The sequence below is a fragment of the Corynebacterium sp. UMB2355A genome, from assembly GCF_033877495.1.
Classification (GTDB): domain Bacteria; phylum Actinomycetota; class Actinomycetes; order Mycobacteriales; family Mycobacteriaceae; genus Corynebacterium; species Corynebacterium pseudogenitalium.
In genome coordinates this window covers 1196641-1214508 of record NZ_CP138855.1, presented here as the reverse complement: position 1 = coordinate 1214508, position 17868 = coordinate 1196641, and the positions used below count along the sequence as shown (strand labels likewise).

The following is a 17868-nucleotide window of genomic DNA, read 5'->3' as shown; positions in this document are numbered from 1 at the left end:
TCGCAGTGAGATGTTGAGGTGTACCGTCGCCAGATCATTCAACTCGGATTGACTCTGGGGAACTCGATTTAGCGTAAGCGGATAGTCGCTTATACCTACGTACCAAATAGATCGAGAACCTGCTCACAGTGGTAGCGAAGTACGTCAAAATGAATCCATCGTCCTTGGTGAACAAACTGTCTCGTCGTCGATTTGGGCCTTCTGTAGTAGCGCCTTTCTTATACTAGGCGTCCTCGCACCTCAGCTTCGCGTTCCTGTTTTTTCGCCTTGGAAAGCCAGGGTTCATATCGTGATATACCTGCTTTACCGATTTGAGAAAAGTAAGGGTCTTCATCCGTAGATAGTTTTTGGAACTTATCAAGGTACTCTTGCACTTTGTCTGATTCGAGGCCAGAGTAGCTTCGAAACTCTGTTGCATACACAAATTTCTCTGCATCTGGCTGCAGCGGTCGTAGTGCTTCCGCAAGCTCTCTCATTTCGTAGTCTGTGTCTAGGGTGAACATGTAAGCATCCAATAAATCATCCGCTGTTTGTTTGAAACCTGCATTTGAAACTTCGCTTTTCACCCAAGTGATGTCGTTGCCCGCTACTACCCAGAAAGCTTCAGCAGAGAGAGGCGCAGTTGAGATGTTTTGCCAGATACGGCTTTTTATAGGTGCGTCTGTACTTTTTATGGCATAGGACCATTGTGTGAAATCTAAGTTGTTGTTGTTCACGAGAGCAGAACGAAATAGTTTTGTAAATAGATCAACGTCACTTTGCAAGATTCCCCAGAGAGCTTCGTCGGAAAACGAGGAGCTAGCTTCGGCCGTTGCAAAGGAGTAATCAGTGATGGCTTTTCGCCAATGAGTATTCTGCGTATCGAGATTAGGCCACTCCGCCCAGATAGCTGCGCATCTGCCTCTGATTGTGACATTCGGGTGAGCGAAAAGTTTGTCTCGAGCGAGAGTACCGGAGCGCCAGATAGCAGCGTGGCTTATATGAACGAAATTATCGGCAGTTGCTCGCACCAGACAGTGCTCAAGAATTGTTTCATCGGTGCTGCATTCGATCGCAGTCTCCAGCAATGCTTGGAAGCCTTCCGAGGAATCTCCGATGCACTCGAGATCAGCTGTGGAGAGTGTGTTCTGCTTGACACATTCAGATAAAAGAGGTTTAGATTCCTTTACGAAACCAGCCATTTGAGCCGCCAATAGCCAAGCACGATGGTCGATATTCTGGTTGGATAGCACCCTGAAAAGCGCTTGAACGCCCTCTCCATTACGCACTAGGTGAATAGATGCCGAGTGTCGTTTCAACCACTTGACTAGGATCTGAGGCTCATCGTCTAGATATGGAGCCAAGGCACGGATGATGGCAGCATCGTGTTTTTCAAAGGCTTCAGTTGTATCAAGTCGGAGATCGTATTTGTCTACCAACGCTGTAAAGAGCTCGTCGGGTTCTTCTAATTTTAAATTGAGAGGCTTAGCCGCATCGTTGAATAGTTTTCTGACACCGGAATCGGTGATTGAACTCGACATTGTTGTCGCCAGTGAAAGAGCCACATTCTTAGCTGCATCTCGCTGATCAGGTGTCAGCGTAAACGTCGTACCCCTGAAGGCGATTTGTACCCACTCCCTTAAGAGCTCCAACAGTTGGCATTGAGCCTTAGGCGGTAAGTACTGCCAACGACTTAACAAAATTTGATCAGTAATTTCTCCGATCTGTTTTAATGTCTGTGGCTCCCAAGCTCCGTTCATAAGTATGAAAGTTGAGCGGGACTCGGGATCGATAGAAATGGTTTCCACTATTGGCGAAGCTAGAGCCGCAGTAAGTCGTGCGATGACTTCACCAAAATCATCTGGGGCTGGTGCGTTGTGGATACTGCGAAGAAGACGGATTGTTTTCTCAGCTGATGGTCGTTCGCCGGGAAGTGGGGTTTGTAAGTTCTTTGCCAGTTGAGAAATCGCAGACTGGCAATCGGCACTAGCGGCCTCAAGAGTATGGAGGGCACCTATTAGGTGCTCAACGACTGGCGAGCCTTCCGACCAATGCATTGCAGCCAGCGCATTACCGAAATCTTGTGCGCTTTTGACCGCGTTCTTTCGGTTATTCTCCTCCATGCAGCTTTGTATGCGGTGAAGAATTGCTTCTGCGCAAGACTCGGACTGCCATGGGCCGATAGCAGAGAAGAGCCGGAGTAGTGAGGAGTCGTTGTGCTCTACTGCCAGGTATTTAATCTCCTCGAATTCTGGTAGACAAGGCCGAGTAGCCTTTAGAAAATAACCTTCGCATTGGGCTCGCAGGATTGATGCAAGCTTTTCGGGAAAAGCATCCTTTACCTCGATAATGCTAACCGGTAGGTTCCGTTCGGAGAAGTAAACAGCAGTGGCGAGCGATGCTCGCATCAGCCCCGGTTGGGTGCGGTATAGGTTCATTGGCTGTTTTGCAGTGCTTATTACCGCGTAAGTTCGCTGTAGTGACACATCAATTAGCCCAGCTTTCGCGATATTCTCTAATGATCCGGATACGTCGGTACGAGGGATGCCCAGCAATTCACCGAATTTCGCCATTTCTCGTTCATCCAAATCACCTATTAGCGCTAGAGTCCCCAAGATAGCTAGAGAACGTTGGTCATCCAACCCGAGCTTCTCCATCGATTCTTCCACTGCTTTTTGCAGCCCACCGCCGTACCACGCGGCATCTAGATCTTGGTGCTCGATTACAAGATTCGCTAGGTTGATTGCCCAACCAGGCCTGCCGTCTGCCTGGTCCAAGATCTGAGCACGTATGGCTAATCGGGTGATCCCCTTACCTCGCAGGATTTCTCCAATTTCTGCGCGAGATAAACGCTCGATCTGAACCGTTTCTGCTTGATTAAGCTCTTTGGTAACCTTGCTCTCTTGATGCGGCCAGCAGGTAGCGATAAGTCTGAAATCGAGGCCTTCTGCATGCCGTATATCTCTAAGTAGCTGGAGTTTTTCTATGTTCAGCCCAGCATCATCAACTACAACGTAGTCGGGGCGTAGTTCAATCAAGTCGTCAATGAGGTGGGCCCCAGTTGCATATGAATTGGTGAATGCGGTATTGCGTAGAGATGCAGCGACGTGGGTTTTGCCGATGCCGGGTATTCCATACAACACCACGTCACGTTGAGCTCTATTTATTTGATTGATTATTGATTCGCGACCGATGGTGTAGCGGTCGGCAAACTCTTGATTCCATCCCGGAGGCTTTCGTGAAAAACAGGATGGGTCCCCGGGGATTTGTAGGATGGTCTTCCGCCAGTCTGGATACTCATAGAACTGATCGGCAAACCAGTCTCTGTCAAAGACTGCTTTAAGAGTGAACCCTAAGTCCTGGGCAATGACCTCCAATTTTTTCCTCTGGTACATTGAGTTTTTCGCTAGTGAAGCGAAAATAATGGCTTTTATGTGTGGATAGTTCTCGGAAACTGATTTGAGGTTCTTCCTAAGGTTCTCTCTGGCTCCTTCTTGTCGTCGGGACGACGTAACAAGGACGCCAACGGTTTCGTCTTCTTGATTGACCCTTCCATCCAGGCCTCCGTCGGTTCCTCCTGACACTGCTTCAATGTTGGGATAGAGGTTTCGGAGCATGGAGATTGTGCACATCTCGAAATCCTCATGTTGAATCTTCACGGAACGGTCGTCAAGAGTGTGTACGATTCGCTGTCGGAGGCTAGACATAAAGTGATCATAGCCTGTTTTCGAAGACAAGTTCGAGGTGTTGTGGGGGAATATGAGCGAGTCTGGTTTTATTACAGCTGCTTCAACCCCCTCGCGACATTATTGCGACGGGCCGGTTACTTCTACGACAACCACCACAAGTTCAACCCAGAGCCTCGGCTTACTGCCCACCCGACTACCTCGGCACCAACTCAGAACGCCTCCAGCCTCCGCAACCACTGGGCGAGCGTGCCGTCGATAAGGCGGCATGCAACATAGCTGGACTAGCAAGCTGCGCCGCCTGGATGTTCTTCTGGATCACCGAGAGCACCTGCAGCTCTGTGGCCGGTTCCGGCGGTACCTGCTCGTTGATCCCCGGCAGCGACAGGCGAGCGACGTCCGCGTCCGGCGTCTCCAGCGCGTATTTCGCGAACTCCTTCGTGAACTGGGTCCGCAGCGCCTCGGTGTCCTCAAGCGGCGTCTGTAACTCGGCGGCTTCGTCCATCTCCGCGACGAACTTCAGCAGTCATCCCGCGCGAAGGGAAGACCGCCGTCCCCCTCCACCGTGGTCTCTTCGCTTCTTGACGTCCCGTCCTTCTCGTCATTGGGGAGCAGGGCAAGCACCACGGCAAGCGCGAAAAATGCGACTGCCCCGGTCACCAGAAACTCTGTCAGTGACAAGTCATCGCTCAAACGTGGCCCCAGTGTGGCAAAAACCGTGTGGGCTGCATCATGTTGTGCATGCAGGGTCCAAACGGAGCTAGCTCCATTTGGTCAAACTGCCATGCCAAAAATTTCACACGCCCCCGCCCTACTCACTGACCCGATAAAGTGGAGCGTGTAGCTGCTGCCCCACAGATTGGATCAACGATGTCCCAGCCAAAAGACGACCTACCTGTCAACCGCCCCGAAGTGTTTGGTGCTGCAGACTCGGCAGACTCGATCGACCACGCCACCTGCATCCAGACGATCAACGCCGTCGCCCCAAGGCCGGACAACGCGCGACCGGGCGTCAAGCGACTGCTACAGGGCGACGGCGCGAACCTCATCGTCTTTAACTTCTGCCCTGGCCAGACGCTGCCGGATCACAAGGCGGCCCACCCGATCACCGTGCAGTGCCTCAACGGGTCCCTCGAGTTCGAGTGCGGCGGCGAGCGTTTCCCGCTCAAGCAGGGAGAAGTTGTCCACCTGCGCGCGTACGTGCCGCACGCGGTCTACTGTCCGGATGATGCCCTGTCGCAGGGTAACATTTTGCTGCTCAGCATGCTTACGGGCGAACGCCACGGCGAGCAAGACAGCTAACCCCAAACACAACCCTAAAGGTGCACGATCTCCACGTCGTCCCAAACTTCGGCGAGGTACTCGGCGGCAACTAACCGATGACAGGTGGAGGGGTCTGCTTCGGAGCAAAGCAGCACGGCGTCGTCAAAAAGCGACCGATCGAGCGACGAAACATCCCCAGCGCCGTACTCCTCGCGCAGCTGCTTCGAAAACTCATCGAAGCCAACCTCGTCATGCCGATACGCGCGCATCAGATCCGCCGACGGCGCGAGAGCCAGCTCATGCGTGTACGGCATGTCCAGGATGACCCGCAGGAAGTAGCGCAGGTCGTCCTTCTTGGTAAACCCAGCGAGCTGGTTCGTGTTCGAGCGGCGAATATCCACCACGCGCCGCACGCCGGACTCGCGCAGAATGTCGAAGAACTCCTCCGCGCTCTTGTGTGAAAACCCGAGTGTGTAAATTCGCATAATCCTCCTAGATCACGAAGCCTTGCCAGCGAGCCGCTCGGCAGCGATTCGTCCTTGCGTTCGTGCGGTGCGTTAGCTGCGCGCGCAGCTCCGACGGCGCGTCGATCGAGAGGTCTTCAGGCTTGGGCGCAAGTGCATCAGTCACGCAGCCCACGGTACCGCAGGGACTCTTGCTTATCGACGCCCCACTGCCCCACCAAACGTCTCCCGCTGTGCCCTAATGTCCCTTAAGCCCGGATTACTCCCATCTGCAATTCTGTTCACAAATTCCCGACTCCGTTTGTGACGCCTATCCCTTCCCCTAGCCTGTTCCCATGCCTACGATCCGCCGCGCCAGGCCCGACGACGCCGAAGCCCTCGTCGAACTGTCTATCGCCACGTTCACGCAGACCTTCGGCCACCTCTACAATCCGGCCGACCTCGCGGCCTTCCTTACCGAAGCCTACGACCTGCAGAAGCACAAAACCCTCCTCGCCAACCCCGACAACGCCACCTGGGTCGTCGAGGACAACGGCGCCCTCGTGGGCTACGCCCTCGCCGGACCCTGCAGCCTCCCCCACCCCGACATCCTTCCCGAAGACCGCGAACTCAAACGCCTCTACCTCCTTGCCGACCACCAACAGTCCGGCCTTGGCTCCACCCTCATCGAGCTCGTCCTCGACTGGATTGGTCCGCGTACCGCGTGGCTCGGCGTGTGGTCACAGAACTTTGATGCGCAGCGCTTCTACCACCGCTACGGCTTCTCCAAGGCCGGCGAGTACTTCTTCAAAGTCGGCAACCACCGCGACCACGAGTTCATTTACCGGCGCTCCGCGTTCTCTGCCTCCTAAACGTTCCGGTCGACCTCTTACGGTCGACCAACCCAGGTCAGCGCAAAATCGGCAAAAACGCCCGGATTCGGTCGAAAACGTCGTGACCTGCATTGGTCGACCGGAGCAGGTCGACGGGAACGAAACCAGCGCGAAGACCAGCAGCGCACTTACCGTCGGGCGCGGTTGAGGGCGGAGTGGACCGTCGATAAGAAGGCGGTGGGGTTGCGTGCGAGTTCGTTGGGCGAGAACCGGATGAGTTCGTAGCCAAGGTTGCGTAGGGTGTCGGCGCGGCGCTTTTCCCGGAGCAGCACGTCCGCGGTGTCGACGCCGGCGTCTTCGTATTTCACGCGACCGTCGATCTCGATGATGAGCGCATTCTCGATGAGAAGGTCTACCCGGTAGCGCGTCTTTTCGATCCACACGTTCGGCAGCACATTACGGAACCCGGCATCCAGCAATATCGCCCTGGCATGCGACTCTGGCGCCGACTCCGGCCCAAGTTCCGCACACTTAACAGCCCTACGAGCTGCGCCAATACCGTGAAATCTGGGGGTGATGCACATCATGTGTTCTAGCTGCGCAGGTACCATTGTCCCCGAATAGAGCAGCCAGTCCGCCGCCACGAGTGCGTGCACGAACCCCGCTTCGCGAGCAATCTCCAAAAAGGTCCGGTATGGCGTCGTCGTGTTGAGGTGCTGCCCGCGCACCACCTCGTCCCGCCGAAGCGGCGCCCGCACGTAGCGCACACCCGGCTGCTGCTTGGACTTCGGCGGCGGATGCTTCGCCAGCAGCCTCACCTCGGGCATCGGCGCATTCACCGTCCACATCCCAAACAGATGCGCCGCCGCCCGCCCTGTCACTACCGCCGCCCGCGCGCCCATCCCTACGCAGAAGCTCCTCGCCCATTGCCGCTGGTACCTCGGCAATCCATTAATTATCGACGCCGGCACCGCCACCCCCGACGACAACCTCACCAGCTCACCCGTCTCCAGTCGCTCCCTGACCTGGCTGTTTACGTTGACGCAGTCGCGGACGTCGATAAACTCTGCGCGTAGTGCTGACTTCCAATCCCCCGTATGCATGCGTTCATTCTGGCAGCCCCCACTTTCCGACGCCCCCTCTTTCCCCAATTTGCACACCATGATGTACATCCCCCTCCCCTGCTCCCCACCCCCGTCTCCGCCGTGCTCCATCCCGGGCGAAACGCTTCCCCTCCGCTCCCTCAATTAGTTCCGGTCGACCTCTTGCGGTCGACCAACCCAGGTCAGCGCAAGATCGGCAAAAACGCCCCAAAATAGCCGAAAACGCCGTGACCTGCATTGGTCGACCGGAGCAGGTCGACGGGAACGAAACCAGCGCGAAACCGGCGCGAAAACAGTGTGAACCCACCACGCTACCAGCGCCCCAAACCGGCACGTTCATGCCGAAAACGCCTCTTGCGCACGCCAGAACTGCAAACTACACTCCAAAACGGCACGATCGTGCCGAAACTCCAAAAGGCCGAAACCCCTCCAGAACCGCAACACGAAAGGCCCCCATGTCCCTCACGCCCCGCAGTCTCGGCGAGCAGGCTCGCGAGCAACGCCGTGCCATGCGCCTGACACAGGCGGACGTGGCCGACCTGTCGATGGTGTCGGAACGGTTCATTCGCGAGTTTGAACAGGGGAAACGCTCGGTTCGCCTGGATAAGGTTGAAGCCGTGCTGGCGGTGCTTGGCTTGGATGTGGTGGCGGTGCAGCACGTTCCGGAGGCGCTGCGATGATCCAAAACCCGATGATTCACGCACCAACCCAAGTCCCGGCCGCTGGTGTGTGGGTGAATGACGTGCTTGCGGGACAGATTGTGAGTCGGGGTGGCGTCAATACGTTTAGTTACGTTGATGGGTACGCGGAGTCGGGTGGCGCTGTGGTCGCGACGACGTTGCCGTTCGGCAAGGTGGTGGAGACTTCGTCGGGCGCGCTGCCTCCGTTTTTTACGGGGCTGTTGCCGGAGGGTCGTCGGCTGAGTGCTTTGCGGAGGAGTGTGAAGGCATCACTGGATGATGAGCTGGCGATGCTGCTCGCCGTTGGCGGCAACACGGTCGGTAATGTGCGGGTGCTGCCGTGGGGTCAGCGGCCGTCTGAGGTTGCGCCGCTGGTGGACGTGCGGGATGGGTATGGCGATTTCGCTGATTTGCTGGATCCATCGACCGGGTTTGATGCGAATGCGTTGGCGGGGGTCCAGGAGAAGGCATCGGCGCGCACGCTTGCGCTTCCGGTGCGGGGGGATGCGATTTTGAAGGTCGCGCCGCCGGAGTTTCCGAGGGTCGTCGAGAATGAAAATGCCTGCTTGTCGGCGTATCGCATGATGCCGTCGGCGCGAGGCCGCGTGGTGGAGGCCCAAGTTGTTCACGATGCTTCGGGCAGGTCAGGCTTGGTCGTCTCGCGTTTCGACGGCCACTTCCCCCGCAAACGTCCCGTCGAAGATGCTGCTCAATTGCTGGGCATCTACCCGAGTGGGAAATACAACGTGAGCTACGAGGATGTGTGTGCTGCGGTGCTTGGTGTGGTTGCTGCGCCGTTGGTTGCGGCGCGCGGGTTGGCGCAGCAGTTGGCGTTTGCGTGGCTGTCGGGCAATGGGGATCTGCATGCGAAGAATGTGTCCGTAATGGATTCGGGTAGAGGCTTCGAGCTTGCCCCGGTGTATGACATCCCGAGCACCGTGCCTTACGGCGATACTTCCCTTGCGCTCCCCGTTCGCGACTCGACGTCTGGGTTGAGCTACAAGAAGTTCCTCGCCTTCGCGGAGGATATTGGATTGCCGGAGCAGGTGGTTCGCAAAGTCGCCGACGAAGCCCTTGCCGCCACGGAGGATTTAGCCGAGCGCCTCATTCGGGACTGTGATTTTGATCCACGCCGGGCCAGGGATCTGAGGCGGGTGCTTCGGGCTCGTCGTGCTCACTGGTAGCCCAGGCGCAATTCTGTTCACAAAATCGCTAAGGACAGTTTTCGACACCTTCCGCCCAACCCTCCGCGCAGCTGGCCGTCGATAAGTTAGCTCAATTTCATTCATCGGCTAAGGTGTGTGGGGTCACATTATTGTCGAGCGAGAGAGGATTTCATGAGCGAGCGTGCCACGGACCCCGTACCTTTCAGCAGCGAGCACCAGGAGGTTGCCGCTGACGAGTTCGAGCTGGAGAACCTCACGCCGGCGGACAAGCGCGAGATCCGCCGTACGCGCCGAGCCCCGTCTCCGGACGGTAGTACCTGGTCGTGGGCGATTACGCTGTTCGGTACCGCGGTCGGCGCCGGAATCCTCTTCCTTCCTATCGACGCCGGCTCCTTCGGCTTCTGGCCCCTCCTCCTTGCGACGATCCTGGTTGGGCCAATGGTGTTTTTCTCGCACCGGATGTATTCGAGGATTGTGTCGGCGTCGCCGGTGAAGGGCCTGGACGTGCTGCAGGTCATCACGTCCCTGGCCGGCCGGAAGCGCGGCCTGGCAACGGCGCTGATGTACTGGCTGGCGATCTACCCGATTGTGCTGATTTACGGCGTTTCGGTGACGAACACGATGGACAGTTTCATCGTGAACCAGATGGGCGGCCCGCACATTGACCGTTGGTTGCTGGCCACGATTTGCGTCGGCGTGATGACGGGCGCGTACGCCCTCGGCAAGAAGGCGACGCTGTGGTTCGCGAATCTGCTGGTGTATCCGCTGATCGTGGCGCTCGCTGCCGTCTCTCTGTACCTGATTCCGTACTGGGACTTGGAGAGTTTCATGGCGTACAAGTCGGATGTGCCGCTGTGGAAGGCGATGCTGTTTGTGCTGCCTGTGCTGGTGTTTTCCTTTTCGCATATGGCGGCGGTGTCGCAGTCGGCGTTGGATGTGCAGAAGTCGCATGACGGTGATGTGGCCGGTACGGAGAAGGAGGTGTCCAAGATTGAGTTGATTACTTGTACCCTCCTGGTCAGCTTCACGATGTTCTTCGTCTGGTCCTGCACGCTCGCCCTCGGCGCGGATGGCATGGCCGCCGTGCGCGAGGAGAACATTCCGGTCCTCTCCTACTTCGCCAACACGACGAATGCCCCGTTCATGGCGGTGGTGACTCCGGTGGTCGCGCTGTGTGCGATTGCGTCGTCGTACTTTGGGCACATGCTTGGCACGGAGGAGGGCACGCAGTATTTGCTGCGCGCGGTCGCGCCGAAGGCTTCGGAGAAGTGGAATCCGCGTGCGGTCCGCGCGGGCATCTACATCTTCGTCTTCGTATCGACGGTCGCTGTCGCCATCTTCAACCCGTCAATCCTGGACCTGATCTCGGTCGTCGGCGGTATTTTCATTACGCTGCTGGTCTACATCGTGCCGATGCTCCTGTTCCGCCACGCGACCGCCTTCCGCCACTACGCGAAGCAGCCTGAGGCCATCTTCGTGTTCGGCCTGGGCATCGTGATCATTTGCGTGACGGTGTGGCAGATGGTGGCGTAATACGGCGGGTTGCACGTTTATGGTGCGGAGGTTACAGTTATAAGTGTAAACCCTCTGGAGGTGAAGCGCTGTGACAACGAAAACTAATCCGGCAATTGAGGTCACTCAAGCTGTCGAGCAGCAGGCCAGCCAGGTCGTGGCTAACCCCGAAACGTTTCATGATGCCGTGCGCGGTACGTTTCCACCTGCATTAGCCTCATTTATCGAGTCCATCTTGGCCAGGGTCGCGCGCGGAGAGAGCGTCGCGCTTTCCCGCCCCTCCGAGATACTCACCACCACTGAGGCCGCTGAGTATCTTGGGATCTCTCGGCCGACTCTGATGAAACGGATTCGAGAAGGCGAAATCGATTACTTCAAAGCCGGGTCACACACGCGGCTTCGCAGGGAAGACGTCGTCGCATACTTGCAGCGGTGCCGTGCGCGCGCACGTCACGAGTTCGATGCGATTCGAGAGCTCGATAATGAGATCGAAGGCCTGTGAGTATTCCAGTCCTTTTTGACGCTAACGCCTGGTACTCGCGCACTCTCACCGACTGGTGCTTCCTTCTCTTCCTGGGCTCTGATAAAGATGTCGAGCCACCATTCTTTCCAGTGTGGACCGAGGATATTATCGCCGAAGCTCAGTATCATTTGCGTAGAAATAACCCACACGCTCCCGAGGGTGCTATTTCAAAACGCTTCAAGCGAATTCGCGGTGCGTTGGCGGAATGGGAAATCTCCGGTTTTGCTGTTGGCAATTATGGGTACGCGGACATTCATGATCATCACGTTCTCAGCGCTGCCGTCGCTGGCAACGTCCAGTACGTCGTCACCAGCGACAGGGGACTCGTTGACTATGTTGACTCACAGCAGTTTCTGTTTGACGTGCTGACTCCGGATGATTTCTTTTGCCACATTTTTGAGGCGTTCCCAGGGCTTTGTAAGAGGGTGGCGCAGGAAAACGAGGCTTATTGAGAGAAGGTGAAGGGCATCAAAGCAGCGGACCGGCCGATAACTGCTGTAATGCTAGAGCGCTCGGGCTGCCCGAATTTCGCAACGGTTGTTGATTCCATTTTAAGGTAGCGAGCGCAGTCGGCGTTTCGCGCACCACATTCCATTGCTGATTGTTCGCGAACTGGGGAAATGACATGCGACTCGGTCGAAAATAGAGATTGTGGTGCACAGGGAGTTCGCAGAGTGCCAAATCTGACATCGTGTAATATCTAGCACTTTTCTCACCTGGAATTATGAATGAACGGACCAAATAGGGTTGCGTCTTTTGGCACACGCACTCTCTGCTGGGCGCCAAATTTCCTCGTCGGAAGTTGGCGACCTGCGGAAACAGATTGCGGCTCGGCCAAACCGGCCGGAGCCCCGGGAATACTTTCAGCTCCGACGCGTTAGGGTAGTTGACACGTCACGTAAATGAGAGGGGCTAACGATGCATATCGGAATCCTGGGGGCGGGCAAGCTCGGCACCGTCCTGGGCAGGCACGCGATCGCCGCAGGCCACGAGGTCACGTTTGCGGGCTCGGGCGATCCTGCGGCGATTGACCTGATTGTGCGCGCGCTCGTACCGGGTGCGGTGACCGCTACCGCAGGGGACGTTGTCAAGGTTGCTGACGTCGTGATCCTCGCGCTGCCGCTGCGGAACTTCCGCCAACTGCCTGCTGATGCGTTGGCGGGAGCGCTGGTCGTCGACGCGATGAATTACTGGTGGGAGACGGACGGCCACCACCCGGAGCTCGCGGAGGCGAACTCCTCGCGGCTGGTGCAGGACCACCTGGCGCAATCCCGCGTGGTGAAGGCGTTCAACCACATGGGCTACCACGATCTTGATGAAGGCTCCGGGACTGGCAAGGCGATTGCGGTGGCGGGGGATGGCGAAGGGGACGTCGAAAAGGTGGCGGGGCTCGTCCGCGACTTTGGGTTCGATCCCCTGCCCCTGCACTCCCTCGATGCCGGGGTTGCGCTGCAGCCCGGGCACCCCGCGTTCGGCGCGAATGTTGACGTGCACACGCTACGCACACTGATCAACGACAAGGAGCAAGCATGACCACGCTAGATCCCGCAGCTATTGAGTTCGGCTTAGATACGTTCGGCGACATCCCGCGCAAGGAGGACGGCGCGCTGTTCACGCACGCCGAGGCGATCCGCGCGACACTCGAGGAAGCAAAACTCGCCGATGCCATAGGTGTCGACGCCTTCACCGTCGGCGAACACCACCGGCCCGACTACGCCATCTCCTCCCCACCGGCGATGCTCGCGGGCATCGCCACCGCCACGCAACGGCTCAAGCTGGCGTCCGGGGTGACGGTGTTGTCCTCCGACGACCCTGTCCGCGTCTTCGAGCAGTTTGCCACCCTCGACGCGTTGTCAAATGGCCGCGCGGAGGTGATCCTCGGGCGCGGATCCTTCACCGAGTCCTTCCCGCTCTTCGGCTACAACCTCGAGGACTACAACCGGCTCTTCGAGGAGAAACTCGGCCTGTGGGCCGAGGTGGTCAAGGAGGAGCCGGTGACCTGGTCCGGCCAGACTAGAGCCGCGCTCAACAACGCCGACCTCTACCCGAAGACCGAGCGCGGCCTGACCACATGGGTCGGCGTCGGCGGTTCGCCAGAGTCCGTCGTGCGCACCGCGAAGTACGGGTTCGGCCTCATGCTCGCGATCATCGGCGGCGCACCCGTCCGGTTCAAGCCGTACGTGGACCTGTACAAGCAGGCCTCGACGCAGTTCGGAACCACCGCGCACCCCGTGGGTGTGCACTCCCCCGGCTTCGTCGCCGACACTGATGAGGAAGCCAAGGAACTCATCTTTGAGGAGTACGCGGCGGCTCAGCATCGCATCGGGAAGACGCGTGGGTGGCCGCCGCTGACCCGCAGCCGCTTCGAGTCGGAGATCAGCCGCGGCGCGCTCACGGTGGGTTCGCCGGAGACGGTAGCAGCAAAGATCGCCAACACGGTTCGCACGCTTGACCTGGGTCGATACGACATGGTGTACTCCACCGTCGGGCACATCCCCCACGCCGCCCGCATGCGTTCGGTGGAGCTCTACGGGACCAAGGTCGTGCCCCTGGTACGCGACATGCTTGCCGACGCCTAGCACTCTAGCCCCGCGCCACCGGCCCCGGGTTGCGGCTCGGCTTCAACGTCGCGTACGGCAACTCCTGCGTGGGCAGCCAATCAGCCCTCGCCTGCTTGATCTTGCCAACGCCCATGTAGCCGATCGCGTGCTCCGGCAGCGCTACGTTCTCGAGGCGGACGACAAGTAGGCCGTGCTCGAACGAAACCTGAGCGCAAGCTCAACCTCAGCCCCCGAGGCGATGCGCAACTGCGCCCCAATCATCGGACGCTGCCGATGCGGAATCGTCCGATGCACCGGCATCGCCCTCGGGCCACCAAGCGGCACCTCCCGCGGGAGAAGCACCTCGACTGCGCTGTACTGGGAACTCATGGCGGCAATGGTATCCGGTGCGGGGTGAAGGGAGCTTGTGTGCTCGCGTGCCGCACCAAATTCCATTGCTGGCCAGTGACGACCTGGGCTTTTGCTGTCTCGGCACGCCGGAAACCCGGGTTCTGGTGCACAGCTAATTGCCAGAAACCCTTTCGTTAGTGGAGCCAGTGCCAAAGGACGCCTCCGAAAATTCACGACCTGGGAAAACACCCGTTTTCAAAACCGAAATTGCGTCCTTTGGCACTCGCTCCCTGTAACCACACCGAAAACCCCAGGTAATTCTTTTAGAGGCCTATTTCCACGCCAGAAAGATATCGGAAAGATATAGGGAGCCTGGAAGCCTCGCCGAAATGTTATTCGTGCAGGTCAGCGATTTGTTTCGATATCTTCTATCTCTTTTACGCCCGGATCCAACGGGTGCCGCGGCCGCGCGGAGGACCATCCGGGTCGATCTTCGCGCGCCCGAGGCTGCGCAAGTGTCGAAGGATCCGGCCTGCTTCGGCGACGCTGACACCGGTCTGGTCGGCGATGTCGGCGGATTGGAGTGCGGCACCGTCGTGGAGTTTGGCCTCGATCCATTCCTGGACGCTCACGGTGGCGAGGTCGCTGGGTTGTCCCAGGTTGAGGAGTTTCCGGGCTTCACCGCTGAGGGTCCACTCGTCGGCGTCGGTGACGGGGTCGAGAAGGCTGCGGGCGACGAGGTCGTCCATAAGCTCATGTACTTCGAGGGAGCTGAACTGGGTTTTCTGTGCAGCCGTTGTTGCTGTAATGAGTGGTGCGGAGTTGAGGTGCCAGAGCACAATCAGCGGCGCAACACTATCGACGACCTCCTCGCCGAAACGCTCCGAAAGCTTCCGCAAGCCCTTGATGAAGTTGGTATCTGGCTGCTGCGCTGCCAGAACCACCTGCACATTTGCCTCGGTGGCGGTTACCTCCGGGGCGCTGCGGCCGGTGCGGATCATGGTGGCCCACATGCGGTCGAAACCGCGCGAGCTTTCCTCGGCGAGGCCAAGGGTCCGCATCGCCGCCATGAGCCGGTTGTTCCGTGGCACTGAGGGCGTCGATAATAATGTGTCAACCGTTACGCCTGGTGGGAGAGGTCCCGGAGAAGTGATCTTGAGCGTGCGGTTCGTTTGCTCGACCACTACTGGGCCGGGCAGGCGCCAGTCGCGGTGAATGAATGCGTTCGAGACGGCCTCGTCGACTGCCTGCGACGGGAACCGACTGATGGCGACTTCCTCACCATCCTCAAACTGCACGCGCTCAATCTCGCGGTCACCATTTTCCGCAATCAGACGTCGCAGGCGTGGCAACGCGAGCAGCAGAGGGTCTGAAATGAGCGTGGCCTGCGGTTCTTGCCCTGGGATGCTGCGCCACAGGTGGCGGACCACCACGTCTGTCGGGTTTGGTTGGGCGAGAAGGATTTCGGCGGCGCGCTTGAGTTGGCCGTCGTCTCGCATGAGTCCGAGTTCCCGAAGCAGGCCAGTGGTGGTCTGAGGGATTGCCGCGTCCGAGCCCCGCGAGCGGCGATGCTCCCGCAGCATCCGCCGAGCCTCCTCGATGACGGGAAGTTGCAGGTCATCGATAGTGATATCGGCTGGGTCGTTCGAATAGTCAGGGTCTCGCCGCGCGGCATCGATCGCCCGGCGTAGCTCCTCTGTCATCGGCTGGCACGAGAACTGCGAGTCCGCCGTCCGCCTTTTCGCCGCACCATCACCCCGCGTGTACAGCGCACGAGCTTCCGGCACGTGAATCACTACAAGCCGAGCACCCCACGCATGCACCGCTGTCACCTGCACATTCATGTTCGGCTTCGTGCCATTGAAGATCCGCCGGGCAATGTCCTCCTCGCCCAGCTCAGTGCCAGTGAATGCGCCCGCGCCAGGAGTCCGGTCCGCAACGCCGACAACAATGTGTCCCGTCGCCGCCTCGCTGTTGGCCATACAAATAGCCTCATTCAACAGCTTCTCGACGAGCTTCGCCCTCCCGCCCTTCCCCTCACGAGCAGAGGGATCTCCTTGAATTCCAAAATCAGCGACTCTTGCGAGTCCGCCGTCGCTCCATCATGAATCGCCTCCAGCGCTAAACGAACATACGAGGGGAGCGCGTCCCAAGCTGATTCCGTGACCATGTGGCAGATTGTACATTCCCCAGGTAATTCTTTTCGGAGCCAATTTTGGGAGTTGAAGAATATCGGAAAGGTATCGGGTGCTGGGAAAGTGTAGTTCTGAACGTTCGTGCAGGTCAACGAATTGTTTCTATATCTTTCTATCTCTTTCTATATCTTTCGGCGTGAGGGCGCCGGGTGCACCAAATTCCACCTCGCGCAATCAGCGACCTGGCCTTTTACCCTCCCGCCCCGCCAAAAACCCGGGTTCTGGTGCACAGCTAATTGCCAGAAACCCTTTCGCCAGCGGAGCCAGTGCCAAAGGACGCACCCGAAAATTCACGACCTGGGAAAACAGCCGTTTCCAAAACCGAAATTGTGTCCTTTGGCACTCGCTCCCTGTGACCAAGCCACCAGCAAGCCACCAGCAAGCCACCAACCTGCCACCAACCTGCCACCAACCCGTCTTGCGCATTCCCTCACAACCGATGTGCGAGTAAAGTAGGCCCGTAATTTATGGGCAAACAGCCCAGAAGCCACGAGCCCAAAGGGCCACGAGGAAAGGGAGGCGCATTATGCGTGTTGGCATTGTCGGCTATGGAAACTTGGGCAAGAGCGTGGAGCAGCTGGTGAAGCTGCAGCCGGATATGGAGTTGTCGGCGATCTTCTCGCGCCGCAGCAAGCTGGACACGGACACCCGCGTGTTGCCGGTGGCGGAGTTTGGCCAGTACAAGGACGAGATTGACGTCGCGATTCTGTGCCTGGGCTCTGCGACGGATATTCCGGAGCAGGCGCCGGAGTTCGCGAAGTACGTGCCTACCGTGGACACCTACGATAATCACCGTGACATCCCTCGTCACCGCAAGGCGATGGACGAGGTCGCGCGCGAGCACAACACGGTGTCCATCGTTTCCACTGGTTGGGACCCGGGCATGTTCTCGTTGAACCGCGCGATGGCGGAGGCAATTCTGCCGAATGCGCAGCAGCACACGTTCTGGGGCCCGGGTTTGTCGCAGGGGCATTCGGATGCGGTGCGCAGGATTGAGGGCGTCGCGAAGGGTGTGCAGTACACGATTCCTGCGCCGGATGCGTTGGATCGCGCGCGCCGCGGCGAGACCGAGGGTCTCGACGGCAAGTCCGCCCACAAGCGCGTCGTTTACATCGTGCCGGAGGATGGCGCCGACACCGCCGCCATCGAGCACACCATCCGCACGATGCCTGATTATTTCGTCGGCTACGAGGTCGAGGTCAACTTTATTGACGACGCCACCTTCGTCCGCGAACATTCCGGCATGCCGCACGGCGGCCACGTGATCACCACTGGTGGCGTCGGCGAGAACCACCAGCTTGTCGAGTACACCCTGGAACTCTCCAGCAACCCCGACTTTACCGGCGCCGTCGCCGTCGCATACGCACGCGCGGCTGCCCGCCTCGCGGAGGACGGGAAGTCCGGCGCCTACACGGTGTTGGAGGTTCCGCCGTACTTGCTGTCCCCGGTCGCCCTCGACGACCTGATCGCCCGCGACGTCTAACCCACGGGTAGAGGGTGCCGCAAAAGGCCCTTAGAGATTTTGTGAACAGATTTGCATATGCAGATCTGTTCACATTTTTCTGACTCTTCTGGCTACACTTCCTGGAAATAG

Annotated in this window: 18 protein-coding genes; 10 read left to right on the top strand and 8 right to left on the bottom strand. The window is 58.5% G+C overall.

The window, feature by feature from the left end:
* Nucleotides 1–218 precede the first annotated feature (218 nt).
* From R0V12_RS05745 to R0V12_RS05735, 3 genes are all read right to left on the bottom strand, one after another.
* Entirely contained in the window at nt 219–3638 is a 3420-nt protein-coding gene (locus tag R0V12_RS05745) for an ATP-binding protein (RefSeq protein ID WP_320072268.1), read from the bottom strand.
* Nucleotides 3639–3861: 223 nt separating this feature from the next.
* Nucleotides 3862–4170, bottom strand: coding sequence for a hypothetical protein (locus R0V12_RS05740; RefSeq protein ID WP_320072267.1), 309 nt, complete (start codon nt 4168–4170; stop codon nt 3862–3864).
* A gap of 14 nt (nt 4171–4184) precedes the next feature.
* Nucleotides 4185–4358 (bottom strand): hypothetical protein, encoded by a 174-nt coding sequence (locus R0V12_RS05735; RefSeq protein WP_320072266.1) that lies wholly within the window; start codon nt 4356–4358, stop codon nt 4185–4187.
* 177 nt (nt 4359–4535) lie between these two features.
* On the opposite strand from R0V12_RS05735, the gene R0V12_RS05730 reads away from it, so the two are divergent.
* Complete coding sequence (locus R0V12_RS05730; protein ID WP_320072265.1) at nt 4536–4967, top strand: cupin domain-containing protein; 432 nt, start codon at nt 4536–4538, stop codon at nt 4965–4967.
* Nucleotides 4968–4981: 14 nt separating this feature from the next.
* On the opposite strand, the gene R0V12_RS05725 is transcribed toward R0V12_RS05730, so the two are convergent.
* Nucleotides 4982–5413, bottom strand: a complete 432-nt coding sequence (locus R0V12_RS05725) for a DUF488 domain-containing protein (protein ID WP_320072264.1) — start codon at nt 5411–5413, stop codon at nt 4982–4984.
* Between the two features lie 7 nt (nt 5414–5420).
* Nucleotides 5421–5558, bottom strand: coding sequence for a hypothetical protein (locus R0V12_RS05720; protein ID WP_320072263.1), 138 nt, complete (start codon nt 5556–5558; stop codon nt 5421–5423).
* A gap of 169 nt (nt 5559–5727) precedes the next feature.
* Between R0V12_RS05720 and R0V12_RS05715 the strand changes: the two genes are divergently transcribed.
* A complete protein-coding gene (locus R0V12_RS05715; protein ID WP_320072262.1) occupies nt 5728–6243 on the top strand; it encodes a GNAT family N-acetyltransferase in 516 nt (171 codons plus the stop codon).
* Nucleotides 6244–6392: 149 nt separating this feature from the next.
* On the opposite strand, the gene R0V12_RS05710 is transcribed toward R0V12_RS05715, so the two are convergent.
* Nucleotides 6393–7307 (bottom strand): DUF559 domain-containing protein, encoded by a 915-nt coding sequence (locus R0V12_RS05710; RefSeq protein ID WP_320072261.1) that lies wholly within the window; start codon nt 7305–7307, stop codon nt 6393–6395.
* A gap of 509 nt (nt 7308–7816) precedes the next feature.
* Here R0V12_RS05710 and R0V12_RS11530 point away from each other — a divergent pair.
* The 7 genes from R0V12_RS11530 (at nt 7817) to R0V12_RS05675 (ending at nt 13767) form a co-directional block, all read left to right on the top strand.
* A complete protein-coding gene (locus tag R0V12_RS11530) occupies nt 7817–7987 on the top strand; it encodes a helix-turn-helix domain-containing protein (protein ID WP_413774848.1) in 171 nt (56 codons plus the stop codon).
* Entirely contained in the window at nt 7984–9171 is a 1188-nt protein-coding gene (locus tag R0V12_RS05700) for a type II toxin-antitoxin system HipA family toxin (protein WP_320072259.1), read from the top strand. The genes R0V12_RS11530 and R0V12_RS05700 overlap by 4 nt, the downstream gene beginning before the upstream one ends.
* 153 nt (nt 9172–9324) lie before the next feature.
* A complete protein-coding gene (locus R0V12_RS05695; RefSeq protein WP_320072258.1) occupies nt 9325–10686 on the top strand; it encodes an amino acid permease in 1362 nt (453 codons plus the stop codon).
* Between the two features lie 70 nt (nt 10687–10756).
* Nucleotides 10757–11167, top strand: a complete 411-nt coding sequence (locus tag R0V12_RS05690; protein WP_070361684.1) for a helix-turn-helix domain-containing protein — start codon at nt 10757–10759, stop codon at nt 11165–11167.
* Nucleotides 11164–11640, top strand: a complete 477-nt coding sequence (locus R0V12_RS05685; protein WP_320072257.1) for a PIN domain-containing protein — start codon at nt 11164–11166, stop codon at nt 11638–11640. The genes R0V12_RS05690 and R0V12_RS05685 overlap by 4 nt, the downstream gene beginning before the upstream one ends.
* Before the next feature lie 466 nt (nt 11641–12106).
* Nucleotides 12107–12721, top strand: a complete 615-nt coding sequence (locus tag R0V12_RS05680; RefSeq protein WP_320072256.1) for an NADPH-dependent F420 reductase — start codon at nt 12107–12109, stop codon at nt 12719–12721.
* Nucleotides 12718–13767, top strand: a complete 1050-nt coding sequence (locus tag R0V12_RS05675) for an LLM class flavin-dependent oxidoreductase (RefSeq protein WP_320072255.1) — start codon at nt 12718–12720, stop codon at nt 13765–13767. The genes R0V12_RS05680 and R0V12_RS05675 overlap by 4 nt, the downstream gene beginning before the upstream one ends.
* Before the next feature lie 141 nt (nt 13768–13908).
* On the opposite strand, the gene R0V12_RS11525 is transcribed toward R0V12_RS05675, so the two are convergent.
* Nucleotides 13909–14118 carry a hypothetical protein gene (locus R0V12_RS11525; RefSeq protein WP_413774847.1) on the bottom strand — a complete coding sequence of 70 codons (210 nt, stop codon included), beginning with the start codon at nt 14116–14118 and terminating at the stop codon, nt 13909–13911.
* Nucleotides 14119–14516: 398 nt separating this feature from the next.
* Entirely contained in the window at nt 14517–16061 is a 1545-nt protein-coding gene (locus R0V12_RS05665) for an ATP-binding protein (RefSeq protein WP_320072254.1), read from the bottom strand.
* Nucleotides 16062–16800: 739 nt separating this feature from the next.
* On the opposite strand from R0V12_RS05665, the gene R0V12_RS05660 reads away from it, so the two are divergent.
* Nucleotides 16801–17757, top strand: a complete 957-nt coding sequence (locus R0V12_RS05660) for a diaminopimelate dehydrogenase (RefSeq protein ID WP_070478719.1) — start codon at nt 16801–16803, stop codon at nt 17755–17757.
* The last annotated feature ends 111 nt before the right edge of the window (nt 17758–17868 follow it).

Coding starts and splice junctions, on each gene's coding strand:
- R0V12_RS05740 (WP_320072267.1), bottom strand. CDS start 4,170: ATGGACGAAGCCGCCGAGTTACAGACGCCGCTTGAGGACACCGAGGCG.
- R0V12_RS05730 (WP_320072265.1), top strand. CDS start 4,536: ATGTCCCAGCCAAAAGACGACCTACCTGTCAACCGCCCCGAAGTGTTT.
- R0V12_RS05725 (WP_320072264.1), bottom strand. CDS start 5,413: ATGCGAATTTACACACTCGGGTTTTCACACAAGAGCGCGGAGGAGTTC.
- R0V12_RS05715 (WP_320072262.1), top strand. CDS start 5,728: ATGCCTACGATCCGCCGCGCCAGGCCCGACGACGCCGAAGCCCTCGTC.
- R0V12_RS05710 (WP_320072261.1), bottom strand. CDS start 7,307: ATGCATACGGGGGATTGGAAGTCAGCACTACGCGCAGAGTTTATCGAC.
- R0V12_RS11530 (WP_413774848.1), top strand. CDS start 7,817: ATGCGCCTGACACAGGCGGACGTGGCCGACCTGTCGATGGTGTCGGAA.
- R0V12_RS05700 (WP_320072259.1), top strand. CDS start 7,984: ATGATCCAAAACCCGATGATTCACGCACCAACCCAAGTCCCGGCCGCT.
- R0V12_RS05695 (WP_320072258.1), top strand. CDS start 9,325: ATGAGCGAGCGTGCCACGGACCCCGTACCTTTCAGCAGCGAGCACCAG.
- R0V12_RS05680 (WP_320072256.1), top strand. CDS start 12,107: ATGCATATCGGAATCCTGGGGGCGGGCAAGCTCGGCACCGTCCTGGGC.
- R0V12_RS05675 (WP_320072255.1), top strand. CDS start 12,718: ATGACCACGCTAGATCCCGCAGCTATTGAGTTCGGCTTAGATACGTTC.
- R0V12_RS11525 (WP_413774847.1), bottom strand. CDS start 14,118: ATGAGTTCCCAGTACAGCGCAGTCGAGGTGCTTCTCCCGCGGGAGGTG.
- R0V12_RS05665 (WP_320072254.1), bottom strand. CDS start 16,061: ATGGCCAACAGCGAGGCGGCGACGGGACACATTGTTGTCGGCGTTGCG.
- R0V12_RS05660 (WP_070478719.1), top strand. CDS start 16,801: ATGCGTGTTGGCATTGTCGGCTATGGAAACTTGGGCAAGAGCGTGGAG.